Source organism: Kiloniella laminariae DSM 19542, assembly GCF_000374005.1.
In the GTDB taxonomy this organism is placed as follows: domain Bacteria; phylum Pseudomonadota; class Alphaproteobacteria; order Kiloniellales; family Kiloniellaceae; genus Kiloniella; species Kiloniella laminariae.
In genome coordinates this window covers 51,349-68,220 of the sequence record NZ_KB893136.1, presented here as the reverse complement: position 1 = coordinate 68,220, position 16,872 = coordinate 51,349, and the positions used below count along the sequence as shown (strand labels likewise).

At 51.5% G+C, this 16,872-nt stretch carries 15 protein-coding genes; 11 read left to right on the top strand and 4 right to left on the bottom strand.

The genetic code is table 11. The features are described from left to right. Positions 1-54: 54 nt before the first annotated feature. The gene (locus B152_RS0107765) at positions 55-2,706 is read left to right on the top strand and encodes a valine--tRNA ligase (protein WP_020591840.1); all 2,652 of its coding nucleotides are present in this window, start codon (positions 55-57) and stop codon (positions 2,704-2,706) included. A 188-nt stretch (positions 2,707-2,894) separates the two neighbouring features. Continuing rightward, positions 2,895-3,542, top strand: coding sequence for a TetR/AcrR family transcriptional regulator (locus tag B152_RS25200; RefSeq protein WP_157230974.1), 648 nt, complete (start codon positions 2,895-2,897; stop codon positions 3,540-3,542). Positions 3,543-3,632: 90 nt separating this feature from the next. Here the strand turns inward: B152_RS25200 and ilvD are convergent, their stop codons facing one another. From ilvD to erpA, 4 genes are all read right to left on the bottom strand, one after another. Next, a complete protein-coding gene (gene ilvD, locus B152_RS0107755; RefSeq protein WP_026261371.1) occupies positions 3,633-5,489 on the bottom strand; it encodes a dihydroxy-acid dehydratase in 1,857 nt (618 codons plus the stop codon). A 152-nt stretch (positions 5,490-5,641) separates the two neighbouring features. Continuing rightward, positions 5,642-6,379, bottom strand: coding sequence for a rhomboid family intramembrane serine protease (locus B152_RS22955; protein WP_020591837.1), 738 nt, complete (start codon positions 6,377-6,379; stop codon positions 5,642-5,644). A gap of 8 nt (positions 6,380-6,387) precedes the next feature. Then, a complete protein-coding gene (xth, locus tag B152_RS0107745; RefSeq protein WP_020591836.1) occupies positions 6,388-7,191 on the bottom strand; it encodes an exodeoxyribonuclease III in 804 nt (267 codons plus the stop codon). 56 nt (positions 7,192-7,247) lie between these two features. Next, entirely contained in the window at positions 7,248-7,595 is a 348-nt protein-coding gene (gene erpA / locus B152_RS0107740; RefSeq protein WP_020591835.1) for an iron-sulfur cluster insertion protein ErpA, read from the bottom strand. Positions 7,596-7,880: 285 nt separating this feature from the next. On the opposite strand from erpA, the gene B152_RS0107735 reads away from it, so the two are divergent. From B152_RS0107735 to B152_RS0107695, 9 genes are all read left to right on the top strand, one after another. Beyond that, positions 7,881-9,068 carry a deoxyguanosinetriphosphate triphosphohydrolase gene (locus B152_RS0107735; protein ID WP_020591834.1) on the top strand — a complete coding sequence of 396 codons (1,188 nt, stop codon included), beginning with the start codon at positions 7,881-7,883 and terminating at the stop codon, positions 9,066-9,068. Then, complete coding sequence (argS, locus tag B152_RS0107730; RefSeq protein WP_020591833.1) at positions 9,065-10,819, top strand: arginine--tRNA ligase; 1,755 nt, start codon at positions 9,065-9,067, stop codon at positions 10,817-10,819. Before B152_RS0107735 ends, argS begins: the two co-directional genes overlap by 4 nt. After that, positions 10,819-11,811 (top strand): SPOR domain-containing protein, encoded by a 993-nt coding sequence (locus B152_RS0107725; RefSeq protein WP_020591832.1) that lies wholly within the window; start codon positions 10,819-10,821, stop codon positions 11,809-11,811. The genes argS and B152_RS0107725 overlap by 1 nt, the downstream gene beginning before the upstream one ends. Positions 11,812-11,834: 23 nt before the next feature. After that, positions 11,835-12,851, top strand: a complete 1,017-nt coding sequence (gene nagZ, locus B152_RS0107720; protein ID WP_020591831.1) for a beta-N-acetylhexosaminidase — start codon at positions 11,835-11,837, stop codon at positions 12,849-12,851. A gap of 35 nt (positions 12,852-12,886) precedes the next feature. Continuing rightward, positions 12,887-13,582, top strand: coding sequence for a site-2 protease family protein (locus tag B152_RS0107715; protein ID WP_020591830.1), 696 nt, complete (start codon positions 12,887-12,889; stop codon positions 13,580-13,582). A 15-nt stretch (positions 13,583-13,597) separates the two neighbouring features. Continuing rightward, entirely contained in the window at positions 13,598-14,404 is an 807-nt protein-coding gene (locus B152_RS0107710) for a segregation and condensation protein A (protein ID WP_020591829.1), read from the top strand. Positions 14,405-14,518: 114 nt separating this feature from the next. Then, entirely contained in the window at positions 14,519-15,226 is a 708-nt protein-coding gene (gene scpB / locus B152_RS0107705; protein WP_020591828.1) for an SMC-Scp complex subunit ScpB, read from the top strand. Positions 15,227-15,441: 215 nt separating this feature from the next. Continuing rightward, a complete protein-coding gene (locus B152_RS0107700) occupies positions 15,442-16,506 on the top strand; it encodes an ABC transporter ATP-binding protein (protein WP_020591827.1) in 1,065 nt (354 codons plus the stop codon). Positions 16,507-16,620: 114 nt separating this feature from the next. Next, complete coding sequence (locus B152_RS0107695) at positions 16,621-16,833, top strand: twin-arginine translocase TatA/TatE family subunit (RefSeq protein ID WP_020591826.1); 213 nt, start codon at positions 16,621-16,623, stop codon at positions 16,831-16,833. The last annotated feature ends 39 nt before the right edge of the window (positions 16,834-16,872 follow it).

The following is a 16,872-nucleotide window of genomic DNA, read 5'->3' as shown; positions in this document are numbered from 1 at the left end:
TAGCAACAACCAGCATTATTTCACATTGAATTATTGAGTAAGAGGAACCCAGCAATGCTGGAGAAAACCTATTGCCCCGACCAGGTTGAGGCGAAGCAATACGCACGTTGGGAAAAATCTGGCGCTTTTGCCGCCGATCCGCATTCCCAGGCGACCCCTTATACCATCATGATGCCGCCCCCGAATGTGACGGGCAGTTTGCATATGGGCCATGCGCTGACCTTTACGCTTCAGGATGTCCTGATCCGCTACAAGCGTATGCGCGGACACGATGTGCTGTGGCAGCCAGGAACAGACCACGCGGGTATTGCGACACAAATGGTTGTCGAACGCCAGCTGGCTGAAAAAGGGATTTCCCGGCACGATTTGGGACGGGACAAGTTCCTTGAGAGCGTCTGGGACTGGAAAGAAAAATCCGGTGGGACCATTGTCAAGCAGCTCCGTCACCTTGGGGCTTCGGCTGACTGGCCTCGTGAACGTTTCACGATGGACGAAGGTTTGTCCGCGGCTGTACGCAAGGTTTTTGTTCAGCTGCATAAAGAAGGCCTGATCTATAAAGACAAACGCCTGGTGAACTGGGATCCAAAATTGCTGACGGCGATTTCCGATCTGGAAGTGCAACAGAACGAGGTCAATGGCAATCTCTGGCACTTCCGCTATCCACTGGAAGGCCAGGAAGGCAAATATATTGTCGTGGCAACAACGCGTCCGGAGACCATGCTGGGCGACAGTGGAGTTGCAGTTCATCCCGAAGACGAACGTTACAAGGATCTCATCGGCAAAAATGTTGTTCTGCCGATTGTTGGCCGACTGATCCCGATTGTTGCGGATGAATATGCTGATCCTGAAACCGGGTCGGGCGCAGTGAAAATTACACCAGCGCATGATTTCAACGACTTCGAAGTTGGCCGGCGTTGTAATCTGGAAATGATCAACGTTTTCGACAAACACGCCCGTATCAACGAAAATGCGCCTGAGGCCTATCAGGGTCTGGATCGTTTCGAAGCGCGCAAGAAAATTGTCGCCGAATTCGAAGCGCTTGGCCTGCTGGAAAAAATCGATGACCATCTGCATACGGTTCCACATGGCGATCGTTCCGGGGTTCCGATTGAGCCCTGGTTGACAGATCAGTGGTACGTGGACGCTGCCACGCTGGCAAAACCGGCTCTTGAGGCTGTCGAGACGGGAAAAACCCAGATCGTGCCCAAGCAGTGGGAAAATACCTATTACGAATGGATGCGCAACATTCAGCCGTGGTGTGTTTCTCGACAACTCTGGTGGGGACATCAGATCCCGGCATGGTACGGCCCGGATGGTGAAATTTTTGTTGAAGAGACGGAAGAAGAGGCGCAGGTCGCCGCTTTGGCCCAATTTGGTCATGCTGTTGAACTGACGCGAGATCCTGACGTTCTCGATACCTGGTTCTCTTCTGCACTCTGGCCGTTTTCCACAATTGGCTGGCCGGAACAGACTGCGGAGCTGAAGCGTTATTATCCTGGTGATGTTCTGGTAACAGGCTTTGACATTATCTTCTTCTGGGTTGCCCGGATGATGATGATGGGCATGCACTTTATGGATGATGTACCCTTTAAAACGGTTTACATCCATGCTCTGGTCCGCGACGAAAACGGCCAGAAAATGTCCAAATCCAAGGGCAACGTGATTGATCCGCTGGAGACCATTGCGGAATACAGCTGTGATGCCTTGCGGTTTACCCTTTCCGCGATGGCGGCGCCGGGGCGTGATATCAAACTGGCTTCCTCGCGTGTAGAAGGTTATCGCAACTTTGGCACCAAACTTTGGAATGCGGCCCGTTTCAGCCTGATGAACGGGGCAGTGCTGGATCCCAATTTTGACCCCTTGAGCTGTAAACAGCCGGTCAATCGCTGGATTGTTGGTAAAGTCGCAGCCGCAACGGCTGCTGTCGACAAGGCGCTTGATGATTATCGCTTTAACGATGCTGCCAATGCGCTCTACAAGTTTGTCTGGAATGAATTCTGCGACTGGTATCTCGAATTTACCAAGCCGGTTCTGGCGAGTGGAGATAGCGAAACTGAAAAAGAGACAAAGGCAACGATTGCCTGGACTCTTTCACAGATCCTGCATCTGTTACATCCGATTATGCCTTATATCACCGAAGAGCTTTGGGAGACTATTGGCGGGGAGGGAGCGGGTCCTCTGATCTCTGCTGCCTGGCCGACGTTCGACGAGCGGTATATTGATGCTGCGGTTGAAAAAGAGATGGATTGGGTTATTCGCCTGATTACTGATATCAGGGCAACCCGTGCCGAGTTGAACACACCACCAGCGCTAAAAGCACCTCTGCTGCTCAAGGATGGGACGGAAGAGATCAAGGCGCGGGTTGAAAATTACCGTGATGTGATCAGCTGGCTTGCCCGTCTTTCCTCCCTTGATACGATTGAGGGGGATCTGCCAAAAGGAGCGATCCAGATTGTTCTGGATGACGCAACATTTGCTCTGCCTCTGGAAGGTATTGTTGATGTGAGCCAGGAGAAAGCCCGTCTGAGTAAAGAAATTGAAAAGACACTTTTGGAAATAGAAAAAATCAACAAGAAGCTTGCGAATGAGCAGTTTGTCTCGAAAGCACCGGAAGCTGTGGTCAAAGAACAGCACAGCCGTCGCGATGATTTCCAGGCAACACTGAACGAGTTGAATGCTGCTGTTGAGCGTTTGGCTGATCTGTAAGATTTCTGTCTGATGTAGTATGAAAAAGCCGCTGTAGTAGCGGCTTTTTCTTTTGGAATGCTGGCCTTTGTCCTGTTGTCGTTGCAACGGGATAAGGGAAAATGCATCGAAAAATCCGTGTTGTATACGTTTTATTACGTATTTTATCCATCAGCAGACAGCGCTAACCTGCTGTTATGATGACAGAGTTGAAAACGAGTTTCGTTAAGCAAAAAAAACTGGTCAAGAGACGCCTGCCAACACAGCAGCGTTCGAGAGAGAGTGTTCGGCGTATTCTGGATGCCGGAGCAAATCTTTTGACCTCGATTAGTCTGGACCGTTTGACAACGCGCCGGATTGCCGAGGTGGCCGAGGTCAACATTGCCTCGCTCTATCAATTCTTTCCAAACAAGGAAGCAATTATTCTGGCGCTCTATGAGCAGTGGCTTGATGAGGTTGGTGCGGCGCTTGATGCAACCGAAGGGACCTTTCCACCAGAAAAAACCGATGTTGCTCTTTTCTGGGAGAATATTTTCAGGGCTTTATCGAGCACAAAGACCAGCGCAACGGTCAAGGATCGATTGCAAAGAGCTATGGGAACGAACAAGGATCTGGCTCAACTTGATTTGATCCATAGTCAGGTTCTGACGGAGCGTATGGCCGGATATATGAAGCAGCAGGGTGCGACGTTACCGGACAGGGAGCTGAATGATCTTGCGTTATTGCTTTTTCATTTTGAACGGGCTCAGGTAGCTCCGCTTTCGCAGGTGTCGGGGGAAACCCGTGCCCGAATGCTTGACGCCGGACAAGAGGCTTTGCTCCGGATTGTCAGGGGGGCATTTTCCTCACCGGTCTGAAATCTTGCAGGACATAGAGAGAATTCAAAACAAAAGGGCCGATGATTGATTTCATCGGCCCTTTTGTTTTCGCGTTATTCAGTGTGACGGTTATTCTTCGTCATGCTGGTTCACGTCACGATATGCACCCCGATCAGCCGAGGTGGTAAAGTGTGCATAGGCCTTGAGGGCTCCACTGACTTTTCTGGGGCGGACTTTAGCTGGTTTCCAAGCTGCCTTGCCCCGGGCATTCATGGCATCCCGACGACGCTGCAGTTCCTCATCGCTGAGCAGAACATTGATGGTCCGGTTGGGAATATCGATTTCGATGGCATCGCCAGCCTCGACCAGGGCAATAGCACCACCTTGTGCTGCTTCCGGGGAAACGTGTCCGATAGAAAGACCCGAAGTGCCCCCGGAGAAACGTCCGTCGGTCAAGAGAGCACAGGCCTTGCCAAGCCCCATGGATTTCAGATAGCTGGTAGGATAGAGCATCTCTTGCATGCCCGGGCCACCTTTGGGGCCTTCATAGCGAATGACCACGACATCGCCCTCGACAACTTCTCCACCAAGTACACCTGCTACGGCAGCTTCCTGAGATTCAAAGATTTTCACAGTGCCTTTGAATTTGAGTATGGAGTCATCAACGCCAGCAGTTTTAACGACGCAGCCATCAACAGCAATGTTACCAAAAAGGACAGCAAGACCACCTTCCTGACTGAAAGCGTGTTCACCGCTGCGGATGCAGCCGTTGGCGCGGTCATCATCAAGCGAGGAATAATATCTGTCCTGACTGAAGGCCTGGGTCGTTCTGACGCCGCCGGGAGCAGCAGAATAGAAGGTTTTTGTTTTTGGGTCGTTGGTCTTGACGATGTCCCACTTGTCGATGGCCTGGCCCAGGGTTTTCTCATGAACGGTTGGACGGTCCCGATGGATCAGCCCAAGCCGGTCCAGTTCACCGAGAAGGCCCATAATTCCACCAGCGCGATGGACGTCTTCCATATGGTACTTGGCAGTTGATGGAGCAACCTTTGCCAACTGGGGAACCTTGCGGGACAGGTTGTCGATATCGGACATCTTGAAGTCGACACCGCCTTCCTGTGCCATGGCCAGGATGTGCAGGATTGTATTGGTTGAGCCGCCCATGGCAATATCCAGCACCATGGCATTCTGGTAAGTCTCGAAGGTGGCAATTCCGCGAGGAAGAACGCTTTCATCGCCTTGTTCGTAATAACGTTTGGTGATGTCGACAATCCGTCGGCCAGCTTCTTTGAAAAGCTCGCCACGCAGCTTGTGTGTTGCGAGCAAAGAGCCATTGCCTGGAAGGGACAGACCCATGGCCTCGCTGAGGCAGTTCATGGAATTGGCGGTGAACATGCCTGAACAGGAGCCGCAGGTCGGGCAGGCTGACCGTTCGATAGCGGCTACATCTTCATCACTGACATTGGGGTCGGCTGCATCAACCATGGCATCGACAAGGTCGAGCTTGCGCTCCTTGTCGTTGAGGATAATTTTTCCAGCTTCCATTGGTCCGCCTGAGACAAAGATCGCCGGGATATTCAGGCGCATGGCAGCCATCAACATACCGGGGGTGATCTTGTCACAGTTGGAAATACAAACCACCGCATCAGCGCAGTGCGCGTTACACATGTACTCCACGGCATCGGCGATCACTTCACGCGACGGCAGGCTATAGAGCATGCCGTCATGTCCCATGGCAATACCGTCATCAACTGCAATGGTGTTGAATTCTTTGGCTACACCACCAGCTTTTTGGATCTCTTCAGCGACCAGTCCACCCAGATCTTTGAGGTGGACATGTCCGGGGACGAACTGGGTGAAGGAGTTGGCAATAGCGATGATCGGCTTGCCAAAATCATCATCCTGCATGCCGGTTGCGCGCCACAGGCCACGGGCACCTGCCATGTTACGGCCATGTGTGGAGGTTCTGGAACGATACTCTGGCACGGTTTTATCCTAACGTTACGTCGTAGATGAATTTATGGTTGTTGTAAGATAATTAGGAAATCCATCGCTATACGTCCATGGTTATTTCACAAAATAGCGATAAAATTTGCATCCCTTATCTTTGTCTTATGCCGAATGACACAGATACAGAATTATTTCTGGTCGTATCCGGTTTTTCTTATACTTAACCCGCGGGGGAGTTCCTCGGGGCTGAGCAGAGGCAAACTGCTGTGTCTGAAAAGAGGAAGCAGGGCCATGCCACTGAAAAAGCCAATAATATGAGCCCACCAGGCGACACCTGTTTCATGGTTCTCCACCGCGATCAGGGCAGACACAATCTGAAATCCAATCCAGAAGATCAACAAAAGGTAGGCGCGAACGAATACGGGTATCGTAAAGATCGGCACAAGAACCTTGGCACGAGGGTATTGTAACAGATAAGCCCCCAGAATACCCGAAATTGCACCACTGGCACCAATGATTGGCAATTGGGAGCCCGGGGAGAGGATGGCCTGCCCCAGGCCGGCAGCAGCACCGCAGGCAGCCAGAAAAAGAAAATACCTTCGATGTCCCATGGCGTCTTCGACGTTATCTCCGAAGACCCAAAGGAAAATCATGTTTCCGGCTAGGTGCATAAAATCGGCATGGAGAAAGTTGTAGGTCACAAGATTGAGGTAGGGTGAAACCCAGTTGATGGCATCTGCGCGTTCGGCGTTGCCCACAAGAACATCAGGAATTATGCCCAAGGCAAAGATCATCTGACTCATGATCTCTTCCGGCAGGAAAAATTCCAGGGCAAAAACAAGAACACAAAGGGTGATACCCGCCCAGTTAATCCAGGGTTTCTCAATCAGTATGCGGGGAAGATTGTCAAAAAGCGGGATAAACATCCCCTATCTCACGCTGCAGCTTTTTGAGGAATGTCGAACTCGCAATAAACCGGTGTATGATCCGAGGGAGACTCTTTCCCCCGGGGGGCTTTGTCAATTGCTGAAGCCATCAGCAAGTCAGCAGCCTGGGGGGAGAGCATCATCAGATCAATACGGATGCCGTTATTATGCTGGTAAGCTTCTTTCTGATAGTCCCAGTAACTGTAAACATGGGCTTCATTGTTCAGGCTGCGCCAGGCTTCGTTGTATCCAAGATGTTCAAGCGCCCGGTACCGATTGCGTGAAGCCGCATGTGTATGGGCGCTGCCATCAAAACGGCGAGGATCAAACACATCGTCATCGGTCGGGATCAGGTTGAAGTCCCCGGCGAGAACAGTCGGTTGTTCTGTTTTAAGTAATGCCGCCGCATGCGCGTTGAGGCGCTCCATCCATTTGAGTTTGTAGGGGAATTTAACCGAGTCTGTCTTGTTGTAATTGTTGTTGCCGTTGGGCAGGTAAATCGAGGCAACGCGCAAGCCAAAGGTGGTTCCCTCGACATAACGGGCATGATCATCCTCACTATCCCCGGGCAATTCGCGAAGTACATCGGTTATGGGGGCTTTGGAGATCAGGGCAACACCATTGTAACTTTTTTGGCCGACAACCTCGACGTGGTACCCAAGTTCTTCAAACTCAAGATAGGGAAATTTTTCTGCGACGGTTTTGAGTTCCTGCAGCAACAGGACATGAGGTGATGCTTCCCGGATCCATTCAAGTACGTTCGGCAGGCGCTTGTTGATGGAGTTTACATTCCAGGTTGCGATCTTGATCATGGGGCTCAGAAACTCCGCAGTCGGGGCTGGTGTTGAACTTACAGGACGTTTTTCTATCAGATGGCGAAGGATGTGCCGCAACCACAGGATGCTGTGGCATTGGGGTTGGTAATCCTAAAAGAGGAACCCATCAGATCCTCGACAAAATCGATTTCTGAGCCATTGAGCAGGTCGAGGGACATCTGGTCAATAACGGCGGAGGTGCCGTCGGTTGCGAAGGTCAGATCGTCGTCATTGACTGTGCTGTCAAAAGAGAAGCCGTACTGGAAACCCGAGCACCCACCACCCGAGACGGTAATGCGCAGCATCAGTCCCGGATTGCCTTCCTGCTCTGCCAGCCAGGCGACACGTTTGGCGGCACTGGATGAGAGAGAGATAAAGGGAGATTGTTCTTCTGTACTCATACTTGCTCCATCGACCTATGAGGCGCTGTTAATCTGGGGTCTATCTTAATCGTGCAGACTGATCATGAAAACCGTTATTCACAGATGGTTAAATCCGACCAGAGACCCCTGACAAAACTCGGGTATTATCTGTACTTATGTAAGCCGCTTTCAGGGACTGTCAATCCTTGAGAGTGAAGTCTTGACGAAAGCCCGTGGCAAGGAGGCCTCCAACAGGAGAACTTCAGGGTATGTTTCAGATAGAAATCCCTTTGACTAAGTTACGCAGACCGCTAGTCTTTGCCGATGCAAAACAGCGATTCGATCAGGCCTTATGCCTCCTTTCCGGAAAACTCAAGAGGCCGTCTTCTCAAGGAGCCGGAGAGCAAAAACCGTACGGCATTTCAAAGAGACCGGGATCGCATTATTCATTCGGTGGCTTTTCGACGACTTCAATACAAAACCCAGGTTTTTGTCTATCATGAAGGTGATCACTTCAGAACCCGTCTGACCCATTCCCTTGAGGTGGCACAGATCGCCCGGAGCCTGAGCAGAACGCTTGGGGTAAACGAAGATTTGGCCGAGACGATAGCTTTGGCACATGATCTGGGTCACACGCCTTTCGGACATGCTGGCGAAGATGCCCTGCATGAGATGATGCTGCCTTTCGACGGTTTTGATCACAACGAACAAACTTTCCGGGTGGTCACACAGCTGGAGCGGCGCTATGCAGACTTTAATGGTCTGAACCTTTCCTGGGAAAGTCTGGAAGGAATTGCCAAACACAACGGTCCTGTAGCAGGGCCTTTGAGTAAAGAGCCAGTTGTTCCGGAAAGCATGCGAAAGTATTGTAAAAACGCAGTTGATCTGGAATTGGCATCCTTTGCCGGGCTGGAAGCACAGATCGCCGCAATCTCGGATGATATCGCCTATAACAATCACGATATTGATGACGGGATCAGGGCTGGTCTCTTTAAGGTTGGAGATTTGTTGGATTTACCGGTTGTTGGTAATATCTTTCGCGAAGTTGAACAGCGTTATCCGAATGTGGGGCAGGAAAGTCTGGTTCATGAAGCGGTCAGGCGTCTTGTTGATCATATGATCAGTGATGTGCTGGCGGAAACCAGGCAACGATTGAAGCAGGCAAGACCACAATCTGCTGCCGAAGTCCGGGCTCAGCCCCAGGCCCTGGTGGCTTTTTCCGATCAGTTCAAACTTGCTGAAAAAGAGCTAAGGATTTTTTTATTCGGGCGTATGTACCGCCATGAAAAAGTCAAAGAGATGCGCGAACGTGTAAAGCAGGTTGTGAGAAACCTCTTTTCACATTATTCAGAGCACCCAGAGGGGCTTCCTGACTATTGGCGTCTGGAAGCTGGAACGAAATTGACAAAACGCAGCGCACGTTTGATCGCGGATTACATCGCTGGTATGACTGACCGCTATGCTTTTGAACAACACAGACAGATTTTTAATCTGGATTTTGAGATAAAATGAACGTTTTCAAAGACCTGAGAAATAAAATTGTAGCGCAGCTTGAAGAGATGGCTGTTTCCGGTGAAATTCCTGCTGGCCTGGACTTTTCCCGGGTTTCTGCCGAGCCGCCACGAGATTCTTCTCATGGAGATATCTCGACCAATGCTGCGATGGTTTTGGCCAAACCTGCTGCGATGAAACCTCGGGACCTTGCCGCTCTTCTGGCTGCACGTCTGGAGCGTCTTGATGTTGTAAATTCTGTCGATATTGCGGGACCCGGCTTTATCAACCTGCGTCTGGAGGAAAAACTCTGGCTGGAGCAGATTGGCACCATCCTCAAAGCGGGGCTTGCCTATGGTAACTCTGATATGGGGCAGGGAGAACGGGTCAATGTTGAGTATGTCTCGGCAAATCCGACAGGTCCTCTGACTGTCGGGCATGCCCGTGGCGCTATTGTTGGTGATGCCCTGGCATCCTTGCTGGCCAAAGTTGGCTATGATGTCTGCCGGGAATATTACATCAATGATGCCGGTAATCAGGTTAATGTTCTGGCTGGATCTGCCTATCTCAGATACCGCGAGGCACTTGGTGAGGATATTGGAGAAATCCCGGCTGGATTTTATCCGGGAGAATATCTGATTGATGTTGGCAAGGCACTGGTTGCCCGTGACGGAGACAAGTGGCTGGGCAAGGAAGAGAGTGCCTGGTTGCCGGAAGTCAGAAAGTTTGCCATTGCCCAGTTGATCGATCTGATCAAGACGGACCTGGCCGCGCTGGGTGTTGTGATGGATCTCTATTCTTCCGAGCGGGAACTGGTCGAGGCCGGAGGCGTTGAGGAAGTTGCCAAATTCCTGAAGGAACACAATCTGGTCTATACGGGTGTTCTGGAGCCACCAAAAGGCAAAACGCCAGATGATTGGGAGCCTCGTCCCCAGACGCTGTTCCGTTCAACCGACTTTGGCGACGATGTCGATCGTCCGATCCAGAAATCGGATGGCAGCTGGACCTATTTTGCAGGGGACATGGCATATCATCTTGATAAATATCGCCGCGGGTTCAAAACCATGATCAACGTCTGGGGCGCGGATCATGGCGGCTATATCAAGCGGATGCAGGCGGCGGTCACAGCTTTGACCGAAGGGCAGGGGTCTCTTGATGTCAAAGTCTGTCAGCTGGTCAATCTGTTGCGGGATGGCGAAATGGTCCGGATGTCCAAGCGTTCGGGAAATTTTGTGACCCTGCGGGATGTAATTGACGAAGTTGGTAAAGATGTTGTCCGCTTTATCATGCTGACCCGCAAAAATGATGCCTCTCTTGATTTCGACCTGGTTAAGGTGCTGGAGCAGAGCCGTGACAACCCTGTGTTCTATGTCCAGTACGCACATGCGCGGGCCTGTTCTGTGTTAAAGAACGCGAAGTTGGAAATCCCGGCACTGGACCTGACGCAAGAAACACTGGCCGAACTTGATTGCTCCTTGCTGAACAGTGAAGGCGAACTGGCGCTGGTTCGCAAGTTATGTGAATGGCCGCGTCTGCTTGAGAGCGCGGGTGAAGCTCATGAGCCTCACCGCATCGCCTTTTATCTTTATGAGTTGGCCGGAGAACTGCACGGCCTCTGGACCAAAGGTAAAGATGATGCAAGCTTGCGGTTTATCCTGGTTGATAATCCTGCTTTGACTGAGGCCAGAATGGCTCTGGTTAAGGCGACGGCTCTGGTGATTGCATCGGGACTTGATGTATTTGGCATTGAACCTGTTGAGGAAATGCGCTGATGTCTTTTAATGATTCCGGTAACTCGCCCAGAGGAACCAATGACGGCCTTCGCGAGTTTGAAAAAATTCGTGAAAAAGAAAGCCTGCGGGCGACGACCGATCGCAACGATAGTGGGCGGTCTTTTGAGACGGACAGCTTTCCCGATGATGAGTATTGGGAAGATGATGTTGATTCCGATCCGGGCGAGGGTCTGTTTCGGAAGCTGATACCTGTTGGGCTGGGACTGATTGTTGTCTCGCTTATAGGTGGTGGGATCTTTTTCATTCTTGGGGACAGCAACGGGCCTGACCAAACAGTTCCCAATACGATCCCGCTGATTGAAGCTGAAACCACTCCTGAAAAAACCAAGCCGGAAGAACCCGGCGGGATGGCGGTACCTCATCAGGACAAGCTGGTTCTGAACGAAGAGGATGCTGAGGTAAATTCCGGACAGGTAGAAAAGCTATTACCGCCTCCTGAAGTTCCCATGCCGCCTGTTGTTCCCGATGTTCCGGTTGAAGCCGAAACGGCTCCCGTATCTGGGGGAGAGGTAACAGCTGTTGCAGAAATACCGGAAAATCCTGTTGCACTGCCTCCGGAAACATCTGTGGAAGAAGCGCCTGTGGCTTTGGCACCGCCACCTGTGGTCGAGGGAACAAAGGAAGTTGAATCCGTTTTGACACCACCACCCGTGCCAGAAGCAAGCCAGCCCGTTACTGAATCGGCTGCCCCGGAAAAATCTGTTCAAAGCGCCACCACGGGGGATTATGTTCTCCAGCTTGCCTCGCTCAAGACCGAAGCGGATGCAATGACGGAATGGAAAAACATCCAGCGCAAGCTGTCTGATCTTCTGGGGGATAAGCAAGCCATTGTCGAAAAGGCCGATATTTCCGGCGTGGGTGTGCGTTATCGCCTGCAGACCGGGCCTTTCCCCGACAAGCAGGCGGCCAGCGATTTTTGTGACAAGCTCAAGGCTGCCAAACGGGATTGTCTGGTAAAGAAGGTCAAGTAAGACCATAGGGTGGGGGTGTTGCTGTGGAACAAAGTTCGGTAATCTTTGGCTGTGCAGGACAAAGTCTGACGGCTTGGGAAAAAGATTTCTTTTCCGAGGTAAATCCTTACGGTTTTGTTCTTTTTGGCCGCAACTGTGACACCCCGGAACAGATCCGTATTCTCATCGACGAGATGAAAACGCTCAGTGGTCGGGATGATCTGCCTGTACTGGTTGACCAGGAAGGCGGGAGGGTTGCCCGATTGCGTCCGCCGCACTGGCGCAAGACGCCAGCCGCTGCTGTGTTTGGGCAGCTCTATCAGGATGATCCGGAAAAAGGTCAACGCGCGGCTTATCTGAATGCCTGTCTGATTTCCAGTGAACTTACCCAGCTTGGTTTTACCGTTGACTGTGCTCCGGTTCTGGATCTGACCATCCCGGGAGCCCATGAAGTGGTGGGTGATCGCTCCTATGGAGCAACTCCGGAGCAGGTAGCGACCCTTGCGCGTTCTGTGAGCGAGGGTTTTCTGGACAGCGGTATTATGCCTGTGATCAAACATCTTCCCGGTCACGGAAGAGCACTGGTTGACAGTCACAAGGAACTGCCACGAGTCAAGACACCGAGAAGTGAACTCGCCAGCAGTGATTTTGAAGCCTTCAGGTTGATGAAAGATGCGCCCTGGGGCATGACAGCCCATGTCATTTATGAAGATATCGACCCGGATCATATTGCAACCGTTTCGCCAAAAATTATCGGCGAGATTATTCGGAAAGAGATCGGTTTTGAGGGGATTTTGCTTTCTGACGATCTGTCGATGAAGGCAATGCAGGGCAGTTACGACGAAAAGGCACGTTCCTGTCTTGCTGCCGGATGTGACATTGTCCTGCACTGTAATGGCGATCAGGATGAGATGTCTGGCGTGGCTTTGGGGCTTGAGGGGATCGACAGCAAAAAACGATCCAGATTGGATCAGGTGTGGAAACGTCGCAAAAATACCCCATATGATATTCGACTTGCTTCGCAGGAACTGGACGAGCTTCTATCTCCTTACTGGTCATGATCTGCTTCCCTAACGATTAATCAGGATTTTTATTTATGATGGATGTCGGTGAATTCCTCCATGGATTATCGGTCTGGGCTTTGCCCGTTTTGCTGGCCGTGACGCTCCACGAGGCAGCACATGCCATCGCCGCCAGAAAATTGGGGGACGATACTGCATACCAGTTGGGGCGTGTGACGCTTAATCCGCTTAAACACATTGATCCTTTTGGCACGATCCTTTTACCTGTAGTGCTAATTTTTTCCGGTTCCCCCTTTATTCTTGGCTGGGCAAAACCGGTTCCGGTTCGCTTTGGCCGGTTGGGTAACCCCAAAAGAGACATGATCTTCGTTGCCCTGGCTGGACCTGTCAGTAACCTCCTGATTGCCTTTGTTGCGGCAATCGGAATTGCTGTCATCGGCATCGTGCCGGATATCGCGACAGTGTGGGTGTTTGAGAACTTCAAGAATGCCATTCTGATCAATCTGATGCTGGCAGCCTTTAATATGTTGCCGATATTGCCACTTGATGGCGGGCGGGTTCTGACCGGGCTTTTGCCGACGCCGCTTGCAATCAAGTTTTCCCAGACCGAACGTTTTGGTATGTTGATCCTGCTGGTCCTGATTTTTGCGCTGCCTTTTGTCGGGCGGGAACTTGGCATGGACCTGAATGTTATAGGCTATATCATCAGAACGGTTATGCAGGGAATGTTGCCATTTTTCGAGGCTATAGCGAACCTTAACCTTATATAACAACGATGGAATTCTGTGACAGATACATCGCTCTTTGAAGAAGACACTCCTGAGGATAAAAATGGAGCGCTGTCGGCGTTGCATCCGCTTATTCTTGATCTTGAGGGTTTTGAAGGGCCGATTGATATATTGTTGCAGTTGGCCCGGGATCAGAAAGTTGATCTGACCCAGATATCCATTCTTGCCCTGGCCAACCAGTATATTTCTTTTATCCAGCAGGCACATGAATTGCGTCTCGAACTGGCGGCGGATTATCTGGTGATGGCGGCTTGGCTGGCCTATTTGAAATCCAGGCTGCTTTTACCTGAACCGCAAAGTGGTGAAGAGCCTTCCGGTGCAGAACTGGCCGCGGCGCTGAAGTTTCAGCTGCAGAGATTACAGGCCATGCAGGATGCCGGGAAAAGGTTGATGGCACGTCCTCAGCTGGGTGTTGATTTTTTTGCCCGGGGCAGTCCCGAAGAAAGCGGTATTGTCGAGCGCACGGATTATGAAGTCTCGCTGTTCGACATTCTGAAAGCCTATGCCAATAACCGCGCAAAAGCAGAACCCTCCAGTCTGCTGATCGAGCATATGGAACTGCACTCGGTTGAAGAGGCCATAAAACGTCTCTCGGCTTTGCTTGGAACGCTCCCGGACTGGCAGAAGTTGAGCCGCTTTCTACCAGCTCGGTTGGAACGTGGAATTATTGGCCGATCAGCTGTTGCCTCTATCTTTGCCGCAAGCCTGGAGATGTGCCGGGAGGGAAAAATTGAGCTGCAGCAGGAGAGTGCTTTTTCCCCGATATTTATCAGGGATGGTAAAGGGCACTTTTCCAATGATTAATAGCCTATAGATTACTAAGAGATAAGTTTTGGCCCGGGCTTATGTACCGGGAATTGAAGGAATCAGAACTGGATGGTCGAGGACCAGGTGGAATAAGTAAAGGGTAGGGGACCGATGGCACTTGAAACCAGATATGATTTTCTCCGTTTGCTGGAAGCTGTTTTGTTTGCGGCAACAGAACCGATGGCGATCAAGGACCTGACCCGGCATTTCCCCGTGGATTGTGACCTGCCGTTTCTGCTCGAAGAACTCCGGGAGCTCTATCAAAATAGAGGAGTGAATCTGATCCGGGTTGAAGAAAAGTGGGCTTTCCGGACCGCGCCGGATATGGCGCCTCTGCTTCGGGTTGAACAGAGTAACGTCAAGCGTCTGACCCGGGCCGCAATTGAAACCCTGTCGATCATTGCTTATCACCAGCCTGTAACCCGGGCCGAGGTTGAGGAAATAAGGGGCGTTGCGCTTTCCAAAGGGACGCTTGATACCCTGCTGGAGATCGGCTGGGTTCGCCCCAAAGGCCGCCGACGGACGCCCGGTCGGCCGGTAACCTGGGCAACAAGTGAATCTTTTCTTGATCATTTCGGCCTTGAAAGTCTTGATCATTTGCCCGGACTTGACGAGCTGAAGGCTGCCGGATTGCTCGACCGCCGTCCTGCAATCACGGCTCTTGGGGATCATGGTGATCTTCTGAGTCTTTCCCGGGAAGGAATTGATCTTGCGTCAGAAGTTTCCGGAGATGGTCGGGAGACTGAGTTGCTCCGGTCAGATTTTGGCGAGGATCTGGCAGAGGGAGAAGACGAGGAGCAGCAAGGGCTTCCGGTTTGAGCAGTTGCTCGACTGTATGAGGGGCAATCAGGGTTTTTGGCCAGATTTGAAGGTTGCGGGAGCGGATCAGAGCTTATTGCCACATGCTTCCCTGGCCTGTGACGTTGTGTATCAGGGACTATCTGGTTTTCCTTGGCCAGATGATATTGATTTTTAACTGCAGTTCTGCGTACTTTGCAGCATGTTTACTCAAGGTCTAGGAACCGGGTTGGTTGATGTCAGCACTCAGTTTGGAAAATGTAAGCCATAATTTTGGCAATCTGGCGGCAGTGAATGATGTCAGTCTCTCTATTGAGGCTGGAGAGTTCGTCTGTCTGCTGGGGCCGTCCGGCTGTGGCAAGACAACGGCGTTGCGTATTGCCGCAGGGCTGGAGATGCTACAAAGCGGCCGGGTGTCCATGGCCGGGAAAATTGTGTCTGATGGAAAGGTGGACCTGCCACCTGAAGAACGCAGTGTTGGTCTCGTCTTTCAGGACTATGCATTGTTTCCCCATCTGAGTGTTGGAAAAAATGTGGCTTTCGGCCTGAAGCATCTGGGGCGCGCCGAACGCCGGACCCGGGTTCTCGAAACCCTTGATCAGGTAGGGATGGCAGATTATCTCGATGCCTACCCCCACACACTTTCAGGTGGTCAACAGCAACGTGTCGCCCTTGCCCGGGCGATTGCTCCGCGCCCTCGGGTGGTTTTGCTGGATGAGCCTTTTTCAGGTCTTGATGTGCGGTTGCGCAATCAGATCCGTGAGGAAACCGTTCGGGTTTTAAAAGAGAACGGTGCTGCGACGCTGATGGTGACGCACGATCCCGAAGAAGCCATGTTCATGGCGGATCGGATTGCGATTATGCGTGATGGCAGGATTGTTCAGGCTGGTCCTCCCTTTGAACTTTACGCCAGTCCGGTAGATTCGTTTGTCGCTCATTTTTTTGGCGATGTGAACGAGTTCGCCTCGACTTGTGACCAGGGGAGTGTCGAAACACCTTTTGGGCGTTTTGCCGTACCTGATTTGATCGACGGAGCTGCTGTCAACGTTCTGGTCAGGCCTGAGGCCGTTGTTCTCGGGGAAAAAATCAACGGGACTGGTGTTGAGGCAGAGGTTCTTCGTACCCGGATGCTGGGGAGGACCAGTCTGGTTGATTTTCGGGTTTCTAACGGCAGTAAACATGATCTTCTGATAAAAGCCAGGATGGGTAACCACTTCTCGGCGGAAGCCGGGAAAAAGATTATTCTCGACCTGGATCGACGTTTTACATTCGTTTTTCCGGCGACTCATCCAGAGAATTGAATCTCCGGTTACCCTTCACAGCGCCGTCTGTTGCATGAATCGTTGCTAGAGGGGTAGGTTTTTGCCATAGTCCCTAGCAGATTAAGGGTAAATTGTCTCCAAGGAGCTTGAGTAATGGGTACGTTCAGCATCTGGCATTGGCTGATTGTTTTGGTAGTAGTGTTGGTTCTCTTTGGTGGTGGCGGCAAGCTCAGCAAGCTCATGGGCGATGCGGGTTCTGGCATCAAGGCTTTCAAAAAAGGCCTGAAGGACGAAAAATCCGACCCGTCAGCAGATGCAGCAGCAGAAGAAAAAAAGACCATTTCCGAAGAGAAAGACAAGGTCTGATCTTTTCGAATTCCCGTTGAGGGATTTTGTACAGATCGG

What these genes read in the sequence shown, in the direction of transcription:
- argS (WP_020591833.1), top strand. Translation starts at nt 9,065, where the DNA reads ATGAACGTTTTCAAAGACCTGAGAAATAAAATTGTAGCGCAGCTTGAA.
- B152_RS0107700 (WP_020591827.1), top strand. Translation starts at nt 15,442, where the DNA reads ATGTCAGCACTCAGTTTGGAAAATGTAAGCCATAATTTTGGCAATCTG.
- scpB (WP_020591828.1), top strand. Translation starts at nt 14,519, where the DNA reads ATGGCACTTGAAACCAGATATGATTTTCTCCGTTTGCTGGAAGCTGTT.
- B152_RS0107735 (WP_020591834.1), top strand. Translation starts at nt 7,881, where the DNA reads ATGCAAAACAGCGATTCGATCAGGCCTTATGCCTCCTTTCCGGAAAAC.
- B152_RS0107765 (WP_020591840.1), top strand. Translation starts at nt 55, where the DNA reads ATGCTGGAGAAAACCTATTGCCCCGACCAGGTTGAGGCGAAGCAATAC.
- B152_RS0107725 (WP_020591832.1), top strand. Translation starts at nt 10,819, where the DNA reads ATGTCTTTTAATGATTCCGGTAACTCGCCCAGAGGAACCAATGACGGC.
- xth (WP_020591836.1), bottom strand. Translation starts at nt 7,191, where the DNA reads ATGATCAAGATCGCAACCTGGAATGTAAACTCCATCAACAAGCGCCTG.
- B152_RS0107695 (WP_020591826.1), top strand. Translation starts at nt 16,621, where the DNA reads ATGGGTACGTTCAGCATCTGGCATTGGCTGATTGTTTTGGTAGTAGTG.
- B152_RS22955 (WP_020591837.1), bottom strand. Translation starts at nt 6,379, where the DNA reads ATGTTTATCCCGCTTTTTGACAATCTTCCCCGCATACTGATTGAGAAA.
- erpA (WP_020591835.1), bottom strand. Translation starts at nt 7,595, where the DNA reads ATGAGTACAGAAGAACAATCTCCCTTTATCTCTCTCTCATCCAGTGCC.
- B152_RS0107715 (WP_020591830.1), top strand. Translation starts at nt 12,887, where the DNA reads ATGATGGATGTCGGTGAATTCCTCCATGGATTATCGGTCTGGGCTTTG.